The sequence below is a fragment of the Wolbachia endosymbiont (group A) of Rhinocyllus conicus genome (genome assembly GCF_947250775.1).
Classification (GTDB): domain Bacteria; phylum Pseudomonadota; class Alphaproteobacteria; order Rickettsiales; family Anaplasmataceae; genus Wolbachia.
Map to the genome: position 1 here is coordinate 1,048,944 of NZ_OX366349.1, position 13,464 is coordinate 1,062,407.

The window sequence follows — 13,464 nt, forward strand, 5'->3', positions numbered from 1 at the left end:
ACAAAATGACCTTAAATAGTTATTATAATCGCTTTAATCCTGACAAAGAATACGAAAAAAGCTTATTTCTTGCTGGAAGAGGTCTACAGTCAGCAGAATTAAACGAGACGCAAGAATATGCTCTTTCAAAGCTCAAAGGTATAGGTGATGCAATATTCCGTGATGGTGATGTTATAGCAGGAAGCAATTGTATTATAGATAGAGAAACTGGTAAAGTTATACTTGAGAGAGGAAAAATCTATCTTCGTGGAGCGGTGAGAAAAGTAGAGGAAAAAGAGTTTATTATTCCACTGAGTACTACAGTTCGCATAGGTGTTTATTATCTAGAATCTACGATTACAGAACTTGAGGACGAAAATCTTCGTGATCCTGCTGTTGGTACAAGAAATTATCAAGAAGTTGGAGCTGCAAGGCTTAGAGCTACTATCACTTGGGGTTATCAATCTGAAGGTCTTTCTCCACGTTTTTCTGAAGGAGAATTTTATCCAATTTACAATATTGAAAATGGGATACTGATAGAGCATTCACCGCCACCACAAGCAAATATAGTAACTACCGCTCTTGCTCGTTATGACAAAGAAGCAAATGGTTCCTATGTTGTAAATGGCCTTGAAGTAATGTTCCTGCAAAAGGAAGAGGGAGAAGGAGGAAAAAAAATATTTGTGATTAATGAGGGCAAAGCTCATGTTGATGGCTATGAGATTGAACTTCCTCACAGTATTCGTGTTTCTTTTGATGAAGATCCAGATATAAAATCAGTTGAATCAGAACCACATACTTTTCAGCCAAATAGCCAAAGGGTAATGGAACTGAAGGTTAATGATTTTCCAATAAGTGAAATTAAAAAAGTAGATATAACTGTTCAAAAAACCATTACCATTACTCATGGTTCATATTCAGGAGCTGTTGATCCAATACCTGACTCTGCAGTACTTGAAATTATTCAAATTAAACAAGGTAATGTTATTTATGAAAATAGTGTAGATTATAAACTAAACGCAGGAAATATTGATTGGTCATTACCCGGCAAAGAACCAGCTCCTGGAAGTAGTTATCAAATAACTTACCGCTGTCGCACTCATGTAAGCCCTGAAGATATAAGTGAGCAGGGGTGTAAAGTAAAAGGAGCAGTTGATAACAGCTTGGTTTTGATAGATTATACCTGGAAAATGCCCCGCTTTGATTTAATTACTATCGATAGCAAAGGGGTGGTAAGGAGAATAAAAGGAATTTCTCACCCTTGGCAACCATCGATGCCTAAAGCTCCCTCTGGACAGCTTTTGCTCTGCTACATTCATCAGACATGGAAAAAAGGCGAAGGGGTAAAAATAGTGAATAATGCTATTCATGCTGTACCGATGAATGAGCTTGAAGCAATGAAAAAAGGAATAAATGATCTTTATGCGCTGGTTGCAGAGGAACGTCTACGCAATGATGCAAATTCAAGAGAACCTACCACCAAAAAAGGAGTATTTGTTGATTCGTTTTTTGACGATGATATGCGTGATCAAGGAATTTCGCAGTCTGCAGCGATAGTAAACAAAGAATTAATTTTACCTATAGATGTGGAAATTATTGATGTTGAAAGAGGTAAAGAACCTTATCTTTTACCTTATAAACTTGAACCGGTACTGGAGCAGCTTTTACAGACTAAAGGAGAAAAGATTAATCCATATCAAGCTTTTGATCCAGTCCCGGCACAAATTACTCTAAATAAAAACATTGACCACTGGACAGAGGTTACCACTAATTGGAAAAGTCCAATAACCAGGGTATTTAATGTTAAAGAAACAACAGAATTGCTGTCAAGTACTTCATACGAAGCTGAATTTATGAGAGAAGCAGTACAGAATTTTGAAATTGAAGGTTTTGAGCCAAGTGAGAAGCTTAAAGAGATAAAATTTGACGGAATAAACATTCAACCTATAACTTAAAATTGGAAAACCAAATGTTAACAGCTAACAATCAGGGAAAATTAAAGGGAAAGGTGAAAGTACCAGCAAATATTCCAGCCGGTACTAAATTAGTGCAATTTTACGGGGATAAAGGAAGTTATGGAGAAGCAACTTATACTGGTAAAAAAACAATTACCATAGAGGAAAGAAGAAGAGTTATCGCAGCAAGAAGAGTTGATCCTTTAGCGCAAACATTTACTCTAAATGAAAGTAGGCACATAGGAGGCGTGGAGCTATGGTTTGTAAATAAAGGCAAAAAACGTGTTGTTGTGCAGATTAGAGAAACAGCAGTGGGAATGCCCTCGCAGACTGTCATTGCTGAAAGCTATATTGAGCCAAAAGATATAAAGATAGATGGCACAGCAACACGTATAGAGTGGTCACCAGTGTTTTGCCATGTAGGAGAGGAGTATGCAATAGTACTGCTTACTGATGATCCTGGTACTGCAGTAAAGATAGCAGAACTTGGCAAATATGATGCAGTAAATAGCCGTTGGGTAACAAGTCAGCCATATCAAGTAGGAGTATTACTGTCATCAAGCAATGCAAGTACTTGGACTCCACATCAAAATTTAGATTTAACGTTTCGATTACTAGCTGCAAAATTTAGCGAAGTTTCTCATGTTATTGATCTGGGAAAAGTTATTGCAAACAATACTTCAGATTTAATTGTTTTAACGAACGTCGAAAAAGTAGCATTTGATACTAATGTAGAATTTATCTTAACAGATGAAGAGGGAAGAGAAAACTTTTTGTCTGATAATTTGCCGCTCGCACTGCGTGAAAGATTATCTGGAGAGCTAACGGTAAAAGCAAGCCTAAAAGGAGGGCGAGAAAAAAGTCCAGTTCTTTATCCTGGGTTACAGTTAGTTATGGGTAATCTTTCAGAGTCTGGAGATTATGTTACAAGAAGTATTACAGCAGGAGCTAACACTAAGATTACCATAACATATGATGCGCTAATACCTGGCACTGCAGATGTTAAAGCATATGTACAAAAAAACGTGGATTGGCAATTAGTAAATTTAACCTCGGGAAAACCTATTGGGGAAAATTGGGTGGAGAGAACTCATGTACTATCAAATTTTAATGCTAGTGAGACTAGAGTAAAATTAGTTTTGAGTGGTACGGTTGTCTATCGTCCAAAGGTAAAAAACTTGCGGATTGTTATAACATAAAAAAAATGCCAAATGATAAAACAAGCAGAGAGTATCCATTACCTCATCCAGAAAATACTGCAGTGGAAGATGTAGTACGTATTCGAAGAGCTATAGAAAAAATAAATGAAGATATGAGTGAGAGAGAAAATAAACATAATCAACTGAAAAGTAATTTTGAACGATTTAGATTTGAAGATTTTTTAAATTTATGGGGTAATGAATGACGATTGCCAAAGAAGTAGTTTATGCATTACATCAGAGACTAAAAGATTTATCCGTAAATGCTACCCCTGATCAACTCGCCTATCTTGCAAAATCTCTAGAGTCTATTGCTGGGCAAAGTACAGTACTTGATATTGTACAGATGACTGATGCAAAATTAAAAGAGCTTCTTGACAGTAGCACAAGTCATTTAAATAAATTAGATAGTAGTAAAAACAATGCATTAGCGGCAATCTCTGAATTAGAAGGAAAGTCGTTAAAGAAAATAGATGAAAAAGGAACAACAAATTTATCACTACTTGATAGCAGAAAAGATTCACATGTTGCCACCATCAATAATGCCGGAGACTTAAATAGCATAAGAAACACATTAAATAGCCTTAAAGCCATAAGCGATATACCAACTGGTTCATCAGTTATGAAAGAAATAAAAACTAGAGAAAAAACACTCACAACCAAATTTGATTCGATTAATGACGTACCAAGTGGTTCATCAATCATGAAAGAGATAAGAAAGCGCAATATGGTTGAATCTGGGTCATTACCATTTTTATTTGGCGTTTTGAGTAGGAATAATGACTATAACTGGGGAAGTGGCCATTTTACAACTGAGCTTGGTAAATGGTATATCGATACGTCATACACTAACAATATGTTTAGCCTTATAGTAGGTTGTCATAACTATAGCACAAATTATGTTTCATTTTATGAGCCACCAAATATGCATTTTATGCAGGGGAAAAATGGAACATTTATCTATAGAGAGTTATATTCACGTTATACAATTTCTTCAAATGAATACTCCTATCCATATGCACTGCTGGGGGTAATGTTTGTAAAAAACACTACAAGCAGCAACATAACAAGAACATTGAATTTTGTTGGTTCAGCATATTGGAGTTCACAATATGAAGGAGCAGGAGCATTTGTAGGAACGCCTAATAATACCAATACTAATAAAGGGCAAATATCGTCAATTAGCTGGCAGAATATTTATAATTTAGGAAGCTCAAGTAGTGGATTTTCTAATTCAGGTAGCGTAATTATTCCAAGCAATAAAACAGTAGCAATCTTATTTTACACATCACCGTATTATTATACGAGTAGCAATAATTATTACACTCAATTTATGCAATGGGGAGTATACAATTTTCGCAGCAATTTTTTAACTACAGGACTTGAAGTAGATGTGGAGAGAACGCTAAAAGCTTGGCAATGTCCAGGATTAGAACGAACTGATCAAATATGGCAATGAGGAGGAATTTGTGACTATTTATATACGTTTTGAAAACCACAAGCAGATTGAAACAACAACACTTGAAAACAAGCCAACTGGAAATGATTGGTATGAAGCGCCAAAGAATTTTGATTGGCAAAAAAGTTATTGTTTAACAGAAGGAGGAGAAATTGCTCAGCGTACTAAAGAAGATATACAAAAGGAGTTACTGGATAATGCGAAGCTTTGTGCATTTGATAGTATGCGTTTCTATTATGATAATCATACTCACCAATATGCAGGTCATTCTCACCAAAAAGCTAAATCTTATGAGATTCAAGCGAAAGCCGCAAAAAGCATTCTAGCAGCACCAGAATCTATAGATGAAAAAGATGCAGAAATTATAGAGCCTTTAGCAAAAGTACGAGGAATTTCAGTAGTAGAGATGGCAGAAATGATTCAGGAAAAAGTGAAAAAAGCAGTAAAAGCAATAATTAAATGTGAAGAATTGATGGATATAGCTGAAAGAGAAATCGGTGAAGCTAAAAGTAAAGGAGAACTGCAAACTTTGCTAGATGATTGTAAACAAAAAATGCAAAACCTAGAAAATTAAATTCTTTTCAAAAATCAGCGTACAAGGAAAAAAATGACAGAACAATTTTTACACGGAGTAAATGTTATTGAGGTAACCTCAGGAGCAAAAACAGTACGTACAGCTAAATCATCAGTGATAGGTGTAATTGGTACTGCACCTGAAGCTGATGAGCAAAAATTTCCACTGAATAAACCGGTACTGATAGCAGGAAGCTTAAAAGAAGCAGCAAGACTTGGAAAGAATGGAAGTTTACCTTCTGCAATAAACGGAATATTTTCCCAAATTGGTGCAACAGTAGTAGTTATTCGAGTTGAGGAAAGTGATCCAAAATTAAAAGAAGAAGAGACGCTGAAGAATATAATTGGCGGTGTTGATGAAGAAACCGGAGAATATCTGGGCGTACAAGCATTCCTTAGCAGTGAAAGCATAGTTCATGTTGCGCCAAGAATACTGATTGCACCTCAATTTACTCACCAATTACCAGAAGATGGCAAAAATCCGGTGGTTGGCGCTTTGATTCCTATAGCAGAAAAGCTGAGAAGCATAATAGTAGCAGATGGACCAAATACCAACGATGAAGAAGCAATAAAATGGAGAAAAAGTGTAGGCAGCTCAAGAATTTACGTCGTTGATCCTTGGGTGAAGGTATTTATTGAAGGAAAAGAAGAAATTTTGCCTCCAAGTTCATTTGTAGCTGGTTTAATAGCGAAAGTAGATAGCAAGCAAGGATTTTGGCACTCACCTTCAAATAAAGAGATAAATGGTATTATTGGAACAAGCAGGCCTATTGATTTTACGCTCGGTAATATAAATTGTAGAGCAAACCACTTGAATGAAAATGAAGTAACAACGATAATTCATCAAAATGGCTATAGGCTTTGGGGAAATAGAACATGTTCAAACGATTCGAAATGGGCTTTTCTATCAGTAAGGCGCACTGCAGATTTAATTAACGATAGTTTACTTCGAGCTCATCTCTGGGCAGTTGATCGCAATATCACAAAAACTTATATAGATGATGTGATTGAGGGGGTGAATTCCTATCTGGCAAGTTTAAAAGCACAAGGAGCAATTATCAGTGGAAAATGTTATGCAACTCCAGAACTCAACACACCGGCAAACATTGCAAGCGGGAAAGTGTATTTTGACTTTGAGTTTACACCACCATATCCGGCAGAACAAATAACATTCAAATCTCATCTCGTAAATATAAGTTAGGAGAAAGCAAAGTGTTACCGAAAATACTGAGAAATTTTAACGTATTCGTTGATGGTCGTGGTTATGCAGGAAAAATAGATGAAATAACCTTGCCAAAACTTACCATAAAAACAGATGAATATAGAGCTGGTGGTATGGATATTCCAGTAAATATTGATATGGGCATGGAAAAGCTTGAAGCAGATTTCACTTTTTCTGAATACGATACAGAACTCTTTAGGCTATTTGGTCTAATAAATGGGAATTCAGTTTCTTTGACACTCAGAGGTGGAATGCAAGGAAGTGGAAGTAATGATATTGAAGCAGTAATAATCAATTTAAGAGGCATTTTTAAAGAGTTTTACTTTGGCAACTGGAAACCTGCTGAAAAAGCAACGCTGAAGTGTACTGTAGCTGCCCATTATTATAAACTTACGATAGGTGGTAATGAATTAATAGAGATCGATGCTGAAAATATGATTAGAAAGATAAATGGCGTTGATCAAATGGCCTTGCTACAAACGATTCTAGGGATCTAATATGGTTGACAAAATTACATAAAAATGTTAAAATATAAGAAGTTGTAGGTATATAGTTAATATGGATTCTAAAGCTCATACAAATTCCATAGAGCAGCTAACTGGTTTACTTGTTAGTGTAGCACAATCTCAAGACAAGTCCGTTTTAAAGTTATTAACTGAATTAATGGAAGAAGAAATTGAAGATATGGAATTATCTAAGATTGCTGACGAACGCTATAAAGAAAAGAGGGTTAAACATCAAGATGCCTTCTGGGATTAAGCCTTACAATATAGACTATTCAGAATCTGTTATAAAGAAAGACATTCCGGCTCTTCCAGCAAAAGTAAAGTTAATGATTAAGAAGGCAATAATGGAACGTCTAACAGCTGATCCAATTGGACTTGGAAAGCCATTAAAGCATAACTTAAGTGGACAACGTAGTCTACGGGTGAGTACCTATCGTATACTTTATTATATAGATGTACCAGAACATACAGTAGTTATTACTTCAATTGAACACAGAAAAGATTCTTATCAAAGCTAATCCTATTTATAGCACCATACAAAGAAATTAGTTATGTAAAAGCCGATATAGACTTTTATTTAATTAACTTTTTAAGGAGGAACATGCAAGCTATAACACTTAATAACCCAATAACAGTTGATGGTATTTCTGTCTCAGAACTTACTGTTAGACGTCCAAAAGTTAGAGACTATTTGGCAATAGAACGCCTTAATGGTAGTGATCTGAGTAAGGAAGTAACTTTGACTGCCAATTTGACATCAGTTGCAAAAGAAGCGATTGAAGAGTTAGATATTGCTGATTATGTGAAAGTTCAAGAGGTATTAAAGGATTTTTTTTCACCGATTATCCAAAAAACTTGAGATTAGAAGTATTAATGTTCAGCTCTGTTGTAGGAGGCGGGGTTGAACAAATACTTGATATGGAGATTAATGAATTTATCTTATGGCATAAAGCAGCGAGGAAGGTACAATGTCAACATTATCTATAAAAATCGGAGCAGTTTTAGATGGCAGTTTCAGTACTGTAATAAAAGGAAGTAGCAGTCAACTTACTCATCTTGGTGAGAATATAAGAAAGCTTGACTCATCTTTAAAATCAGTATCAAAGTTTAAGCAGTTAGGTCATGATGTTTTGACTAGCAAGAGGTCATGGAAAGGCTTTGAAGATCAAGTAAAATCTTTAGCTAAACAAATGAAGGCAATAGAGAAACCGAGCAAAACTTTAAAAGCAGAATTTGACAAGGCCAAAACCTCTGCAATAAAAGCAAAAGAAGCATATTTGAAAAAGAGAGATGCTTTGCATTCATTTAATGAAGAAGTAAGAAAAAGTGGAAGAAATATTAAGTACTTAGTAAGTGACCAACATAAACTTGGCTCTTCTATTGAAGTATTAAAAGGTAAGTATGGTAAGCTTGGATCTGCAATACGTAGTCACCAAAGTTTTTTAGCAAGCAAAGCACATTTTAAGTCACAAATTATAGAGACTATTGGGCTAGGTCTTTCGCTTGCAGCTCCAGTTAAAGTTGCGATTGATTTTGAATCGGCTATGGCTGATGTTAAGAAGGTAGTAAAGTTTGATAATAAAAAAGATGAAGTAACTAAATTTGCTGAAGGGTTAAAGGAAATGTCAAGAACAATACCATTATCAGCCGCAGAATTAGCACAAATAGCTGCAAGCGGTGGTCAACTTGGTATCAAGAAAGAAGATCTTTTTAAGTTTACAGAAACAGTAGCAAAAATGTCTACAGCATTTGATATGTCTGCAGAGCAAGCAGGTGATTCCATAGCTAAACTTTCTAACGTTTATGGAATTGATGTTAGTGAAATGGAGCATGTTGGTAATGTAATCAACCACTTATCAGATAACACTGCTGCTAAAGCAAAAGATATGGTTGAAGCTCTAGCAATAGTTGGTGGTACTGCAAAGCAGTTTGGATTAAAGTTTGAACAAACAAGCAGCTTAGTAAATGCTTTTATTAGTTTAGGTAAACAACCAGCAAAAGCTGCAACTGCTATAAATGCACTGCTTAGCAAACTTCAAACTGCTGAAGGTCAAGGAAAAGAATTCAAAGCAGCACTAGAAGAAATGGGCATAACCGCGGAAGAAATGGTACAAAGGATCAGTGAAAGCGGAGAAGAAGCACTACTTCACTTTTTTCAAACTCTAAAGAAAATGGATAATCAGGAACGTTCTACAATCCTGATGAAACTTTTCGGTCAGGAATATCAAGATGATATTGCATTATTAGCTGGAAGTTTTAATAAGTATGAGGATGCAATAAAGTTACTGGCTAATACAGAAAAGTACGGAAGCTCTCTGCAAGAAGAATTCAAAAATCGTGCAGACACTACAGCTAATAAATTACAATTACTTAAAAATGCAATAGTTGAAGCTGGCATGAATCTAGGGTCAGTAATGTTACCTACCTTGAATTATGTAGCTGGAAGTTTAAAAACAATAACAGAGCATATAGCTTCTTTTGCAGAAAAATATCCAACTTTAACCACGGCGATCATGGGTACTGTAGCAGCCTTGATAAGTTTAAAAATTGTAGCAGTAGGACTAGGATACGGATTTACATTGCTAGGAAGTACGATTTTTAGTCTGAAAGCAAACCTACTTGGAGTATTTTCATTTTTATCAGCTACAGTTTTTCCTGCAGTAGTAACAGGACTAAGAGCAATAACACTCGCTATAATGAGTAACCCTATAGGACTTTTAGTTGCTGGACTTGTTACTGGTGCAGCTCTTGTTATAGCTAACTGGCAAAAGGTGAAAGACTTTTTCTCTAGCTTATGGAAATCGATAATAAAACCCATAGAAGAAGCTTTTTCATGGATAGGTGAAAGTATATTTGGAAAAGTATTGGGAAATAGCCCACTGAAAGAGTTTGAAAAAAGAAAAACTGAAGTAAAAGCAGTGCACACTCCCCTAAAAAGTAATATTCTCAACAGTGGAAATCCTGTGCTAGGTAACAGTATAATTAAAGAATTTTCAAAGAGAAATAAAAATAGCTTCAGAGTCAAAAGCCTTATTGAGGAGACAGAGAGCGATAAGATATTTGCAAGGAGTAAGTTTGAAAATAAAGAACAAAATAAAACTCAGAACATCACTAATAATTACACTATCAGCATTAAAGCAGAACCTAACCAAGATGTTCGTAGTCTTGCAGATGAAGTAATAAAAAGGATAAGAGAAAAGTCACGTGATGTTTTATTTGATACGGTAGAGACATTTTATTGATGCTATCTCTTGGTCCGTATAAGTTTGCTTCCACAAGTTTAAAGTATAGCAGAGAAAATCGTTGGAGCACGATTGAGTGTATTGAAAATATGCCACTATTACAAAATATCGGTCAAGGTGTAGAAAATATAGATTTAGAAGGAATGATTTATCTGCATAATCTCAACGTGCTAAATCAATTAAAGAGTGTGAAAGAAACTGAAAAACCACATATTTTAGTAGATAGTTTAGGTAATATTTTAGGACAATTCGTAATTACTAGGTTAGAAGAAAAGCAGATGTATTTTTTACCTAATGGACTACCAAGAAAAGTTGAATTTAGTTTGAGTTTAAAAAGCTATAGATGACTATATACTATGTGAGTAAAGAAAATGAGATGTTAGATCTGATTTGCTGGAAACATTACGGATTTACGGATGGAGTAGTGGAATTAGTACTAGCAGAGAACTTAGGTTTGGCAGAATACGGAAGCTTTTTGCCTGCAGGATTAAAGATAAAGCTTCCTACTATTCAGAAACCAGTACAAAAGTCAAAATTAAAGGTCTGGGAATAAATGCAGCCAGATTTTATAATAGATAAATGTGAATCAATTAAAGATAGAGTCATATCATTGCGCCTTACAGATGAATCTGGAACAATAGACGATGTAGTTGAAGTGTGTATTGATTACAGGGATGAAAACATAGATATTCCGAATGAATTAAGTATCGTTTTAGGTTACAAAGAAACTGGAGTAGTACCTATGGGTGTATATACGGTTAATGAAATTACGGTGCAGAGTCCACCTAAAACCTTACTAATAAAGGCTCATGCAACAAATTTAAGACTATCATTAAAGGAAAAAGTATCTAAAGAATGGAATCAAATTACTCTAGGTAACTTGGTTAAGGAAATAGCAGAAAAACACGGATATGGGTGCAGAGTTGCAGAAGAATTTGAAAATGTGTTGATTCCACATATTAACCAAACAGAAGAAAGTGATATAAGTTTACTAACAAAAATAGCAATAGAACGCGAGGCAATGGCAAAGTTAGCTGGCGGATACATACTCTTTATTCCAAAAGGCAAAGCAAAATCAGCAACTGGAAAAGTTCTAGGAACAACAACGCTTACACCTCAAGACACGATAAATTGGAAGGTTCACTTTACCGTGAGTAGGTACAACTCAGTAATTGCAAAATGGCATAGCTATGAAAAAGGTGAAACTATATCAGAAATAGCTGGTTCTGGTAGTCCAAGTTATACTATACAAACGCTTTACTCGAATGTAGAGTTAGCATTAAGTGCAGCAAATGGTAAATTAAAACAACTCAAGCGAAATAATGCAGTGTTGAATATCAATATGCCTGGTAATCCAGAACTATTTGCAGAGGCGAAACTTAATTTGTTAGGGTTTCATCAAGATATAGACGGTGAATGGATAATTGACAGAGCAGAACACATGTTAGATGGTTCAGGTTATCGCACTATGTTATCAGCATCAACGTTAAGAAAAAATCAGTAACCCAAATGTTTAATGTTGAAAAAAGTATTGAATATGAATAGAGACTCAAGAAATAAGCTACATTTTTGGTGGTTTATAGTAACAGTAGTATGTGTTATTATTACTTATTGCTATATGAAAGCAAAAGCTACAGATAATTATAAAACAATATTACAAATTGCATCTGAAAATTGTAACTTAGAGATTGTTAAATTCTCAGTAGAAAATTTGTTAGATACTAGCGTACAGATTAATAAGTTAACAGCATTACATCATGCATCTGATTCTGGGTGTCTAAGAATTGTTGAGTTTTTAGTGAAAGAAAAAGCAAATATAAATGCTACAGGTGGGTATATGGGATGGACAGCTTTGCACCATGCAGCAGATAAGGGACATTTGGAAATCGTTGAGTTTTTACTAAGCAAAGGAGCAAATCCTACAGCTACAGCCCAAGACGGAAGAAGACCTAGAAATATGGCTGTAGTGGAATCGCGACACAATAAAAATAACAAACATTACGATAAAATCATAAAGCTACTTGCTAAAGCAGAGGATCAATACGAATCAACAAAAAGTAATCACTAAAGCTGTAAGTTTTCTATGATCTCTATATAAATCCTCAAACTATCCATAATAGATTAATACTTTCACATGAAAAAGCAAAAAATCCCAATAGCGGTAATAATAACAATAGTTCTACAGACTGTAGGATTCATATGGTGGTTGTCCAAGCTAGACTCAAGGGTACAGCTTCACGATAAACTTATTGAATATGGTTTAATGGAAAAAGTGTTAGTACTTGAGGAAAGGGTGAAAAATCTTTCTGAGGAATTGGATGAGTTTAAATTACACGTTCTAAGCGGAAAAATTAAATCTTAATACCCTTACCTAAATTCATAATGATTAAATATATTTTATCCGTTGATGGAGGTGGAATTAGAGGAATCATTCCTGCCATTATTCTAGCAGAAATAGAAAAAAGAACAAGAAAGAGAGTAGCTGAAATCTTTCACTTAATGGCAGGAACCTCAACCGGTGGAATTGTTATAGCAGGATTATGTAAAAAAGATAAACAAGGAAACCCTCAATATTCAGCCAATGATTTAGTCGAGCTTTACCAAAAATACGGGTCATATATTTTTAAATCTTCATTTTTGAGAAGATCAATATTTTCTTGGCTTAATTGCGCACAATACCCACATAAAAATATTGAATTTGTACTGGATAAATATTTTGGTGATGATACTTTACAAAACACCTTAAATAATGTACTGATTGCAAGTTACGATGTTCACAATAATTGCCCTTTCTTTTTTAAGAGCTGGAGAGAAGATAGAAATTTTATCAAATTGAAAGATGCATTACGAGCTACAACTGCAGCACCTACTTACTTTGTACCTAAATATCTTAAAATCAACCAAAAGGAAATGGTATTAGTGGATGGAGGGGTTTTTGCCAATAATCCAGCGGCTTGTGCATATGCAAGTAGTAAAAGGTTATTTCCAAATGATGATATTCTACTGTTATCGATAGGTACTGGAAGAACAGATAGAAGCATAGAGTATGTTAATTCAAGAAGATTTGGAAAAATAGGATGGATCAAGCCACTACTACATGTGATGTTTTCTTCAAGTTTAGATGCAGTAAACTATCAACTTAATCAAGTTATAGCTGATAAATATATACGTATACAATCGCAATTAAAAATAGCATCAGCTGAGATGGATAATATTACATCAAAAAATATCAAATCTCTTCAGGAGGAGGCAAATGCAATGATAGAGGAAAATCAGAAAGTGATAGAAAAATTCTGTATAGAAATATTAAATATATAACTATCTTTACT

General features: G+C 34.8%; 17 protein-coding genes. All 17 read left to right on the forward strand.

Going from position 1 to position 13,464, the window contains the following annotated elements:
- The first annotated feature begins 5 nt into the window (after positions 1-5).
- The 17 genes from OOK92_RS05255 (at position 6) to OOK92_RS05335 (ending at position 13,453) form a co-directional block, all read left to right on the forward strand.
- On the forward strand, positions 6-1,934 hold the full coding sequence (locus OOK92_RS05255; protein WP_264735455.1) for a DUF4815 domain-containing protein: 1,929 nt from the start codon (positions 6-8) through the stop codon (positions 1,932-1,934).
- Positions 1,935-1,948: 14 nt separating this feature from the next.
- Entirely contained in the window at positions 1,949-3,133 is a 1,185-nt protein-coding gene (locus OOK92_RS05260) for a hypothetical protein (protein WP_264735456.1), read from the forward strand.
- A 5-nt stretch (positions 3,134-3,138) separates the two neighbouring features.
- Positions 3,139-3,339 (forward strand): hypothetical protein, encoded by a 201-nt coding sequence (locus OOK92_RS05265; RefSeq protein ID WP_264735457.1) that lies wholly within the window; start codon positions 3,139-3,141, stop codon positions 3,337-3,339.
- Complete coding sequence (locus OOK92_RS05270) at positions 3,336-4,592, forward strand: hypothetical protein (protein WP_114517475.1); 1,257 nt, start codon at positions 3,336-3,338, stop codon at positions 4,590-4,592. Before OOK92_RS05265 ends, OOK92_RS05270 begins: the two co-directional genes overlap by 4 nt.
- Before the next feature lie 10 nt (positions 4,593-4,602).
- The gene (locus OOK92_RS05275) at positions 4,603-5,166 is read left to right on the forward strand and encodes a hypothetical protein (RefSeq protein ID WP_264682431.1); all 564 of its coding nucleotides are present in this window, start codon (positions 4,603-4,605) and stop codon (positions 5,164-5,166) included.
- A gap of 33 nt (positions 5,167-5,199) precedes the next feature.
- Entirely contained in the window at positions 5,200-6,366 is a 1,167-nt protein-coding gene (locus OOK92_RS05280) for a phage tail sheath subtilisin-like domain-containing protein (RefSeq protein ID WP_264735458.1), read from the forward strand.
- Between the two features lie 11 nt (positions 6,367-6,377).
- Complete coding sequence (locus OOK92_RS05285; RefSeq protein ID WP_226080574.1) at positions 6,378-6,884, forward strand: phage major tail tube protein; 507 nt, start codon at positions 6,378-6,380, stop codon at positions 6,882-6,884.
- Between the two features lie 61 nt (positions 6,885-6,945).
- Complete coding sequence (locus OOK92_RS05290) at positions 6,946-7,146, forward strand: hypothetical protein (protein ID WP_007303020.1); 201 nt, start codon at positions 6,946-6,948, stop codon at positions 7,144-7,146.
- Positions 7,130-7,411 (forward strand): type II toxin-antitoxin system RelE family toxin, encoded by a 282-nt coding sequence (locus OOK92_RS05295; RefSeq protein WP_226080572.1) that lies wholly within the window; start codon positions 7,130-7,132, stop codon positions 7,409-7,411. Before OOK92_RS05290 ends, OOK92_RS05295 begins: the two co-directional genes overlap by 17 nt.
- 83 nt (positions 7,412-7,494) lie before the next feature.
- The gene (locus OOK92_RS05300) at positions 7,495-7,752 is read left to right on the forward strand and encodes a phage tail assembly protein (protein WP_007303022.1); all 258 of its coding nucleotides are present in this window, start codon (positions 7,495-7,497) and stop codon (positions 7,750-7,752) included.
- A gap of 109 nt (positions 7,753-7,861) precedes the next feature.
- Complete coding sequence (locus tag OOK92_RS05305) at positions 7,862-10,135, forward strand: phage tail tape measure protein (RefSeq protein ID WP_264735459.1); 2,274 nt, start codon at positions 7,862-7,864, stop codon at positions 10,133-10,135.
- Entirely contained in the window at positions 10,135-10,482 is a 348-nt protein-coding gene (locus tag OOK92_RS05310; RefSeq protein WP_264736384.1) for a phage tail protein, read from the forward strand. Before OOK92_RS05305 ends, OOK92_RS05310 begins: the two co-directional genes overlap by 1 nt.
- Entirely contained in the window at positions 10,479-10,688 is a 210-nt protein-coding gene (locus OOK92_RS05315) for a tail protein X (protein WP_264735352.1), read from the forward strand. Before OOK92_RS05310 ends, OOK92_RS05315 begins: the two co-directional genes overlap by 4 nt.
- Positions 10,689-11,639, forward strand: coding sequence for a phage tail protein (locus OOK92_RS05320; protein ID WP_264735460.1), 951 nt, complete (start codon positions 10,689-10,691; stop codon positions 11,637-11,639). It abuts the gene before it with no gap.
- 33 nt (positions 11,640-11,672) lie between these two features.
- Positions 11,673-12,203, forward strand: a complete 531-nt coding sequence (locus tag OOK92_RS05325; protein WP_230609188.1) for an ankyrin repeat domain-containing protein — start codon at positions 11,673-11,675, stop codon at positions 12,201-12,203.
- 66 nt (positions 12,204-12,269) lie between these two features.
- Positions 12,270-12,497 (forward strand): hypothetical protein, encoded by a 228-nt coding sequence (locus tag OOK92_RS05330; RefSeq protein WP_264735461.1) that lies wholly within the window; start codon positions 12,270-12,272, stop codon positions 12,495-12,497.
- 20 nt (positions 12,498-12,517) lie between these two features.
- A complete protein-coding gene (locus OOK92_RS05335; protein ID WP_264735462.1) occupies positions 12,518-13,453 on the forward strand; it encodes a patatin-like phospholipase family protein in 936 nt (311 codons plus the stop codon).
- Positions 13,454-13,464: the final 11 nt, after the last annotated feature.

What these genes read in the sequence shown, in the direction of transcription:
- OOK92_RS05260 (WP_264735456.1), top strand. Translation starts at nt 1,949, where the DNA reads ATGTTAACAGCTAACAATCAGGGAAAATTAAAGGGAAAGGTGAAAGTA.
- OOK92_RS05290 (WP_007303020.1), top strand. Translation starts at nt 6,946, where the DNA reads ATGGATTCTAAAGCTCATACAAATTCCATAGAGCAGCTAACTGGTTTA.
- OOK92_RS05270 (WP_114517475.1), top strand. Translation starts at nt 3,336, where the DNA reads ATGACGATTGCCAAAGAAGTAGTTTATGCATTACATCAGAGACTAAAA.
- OOK92_RS05255 (WP_264735455.1), top strand. Translation starts at nt 6, where the DNA reads ATGACCTTAAATAGTTATTATAATCGCTTTAATCCTGACAAAGAATAC.
- OOK92_RS05325 (WP_230609188.1), top strand. Translation starts at nt 11,673, where the DNA reads ATGAATAGAGACTCAAGAAATAAGCTACATTTTTGGTGGTTTATAGTA.
- OOK92_RS05305 (WP_264735459.1), top strand. Translation starts at nt 7,862, where the DNA reads ATGTCAACATTATCTATAAAAATCGGAGCAGTTTTAGATGGCAGTTTC.
- OOK92_RS05310 (WP_264736384.1), top strand. Translation starts at nt 10,135, where the DNA reads ATGCTATCTCTTGGTCCGTATAAGTTTGCTTCCACAAGTTTAAAGTAT.
- OOK92_RS05265 (WP_264735457.1), top strand. Translation starts at nt 3,139, where the DNA reads ATGCCAAATGATAAAACAAGCAGAGAGTATCCATTACCTCATCCAGAA.
- OOK92_RS05295 (WP_226080572.1), top strand. Translation starts at nt 7,130, where the DNA reads ATGCCTTCTGGGATTAAGCCTTACAATATAGACTATTCAGAATCTGTT.
- OOK92_RS05280 (WP_264735458.1), top strand. Translation starts at nt 5,200, where the DNA reads ATGACAGAACAATTTTTACACGGAGTAAATGTTATTGAGGTAACCTCA.
- OOK92_RS05335 (WP_264735462.1), top strand. Translation starts at nt 12,518, where the DNA reads ATGATTAAATATATTTTATCCGTTGATGGAGGTGGAATTAGAGGAATC.
- OOK92_RS05330 (WP_264735461.1), top strand. Translation starts at nt 12,270, where the DNA reads ATGAAAAAGCAAAAAATCCCAATAGCGGTAATAATAACAATAGTTCTA.
- OOK92_RS05320 (WP_264735460.1), top strand. Translation starts at nt 10,689, where the DNA reads ATGCAGCCAGATTTTATAATAGATAAATGTGAATCAATTAAAGATAGA.
- OOK92_RS05315 (WP_264735352.1), top strand. Translation starts at nt 10,479, where the DNA reads ATGACTATATACTATGTGAGTAAAGAAAATGAGATGTTAGATCTGATT.
- OOK92_RS05300 (WP_007303022.1), top strand. Translation starts at nt 7,495, where the DNA reads ATGCAAGCTATAACACTTAATAACCCAATAACAGTTGATGGTATTTCT.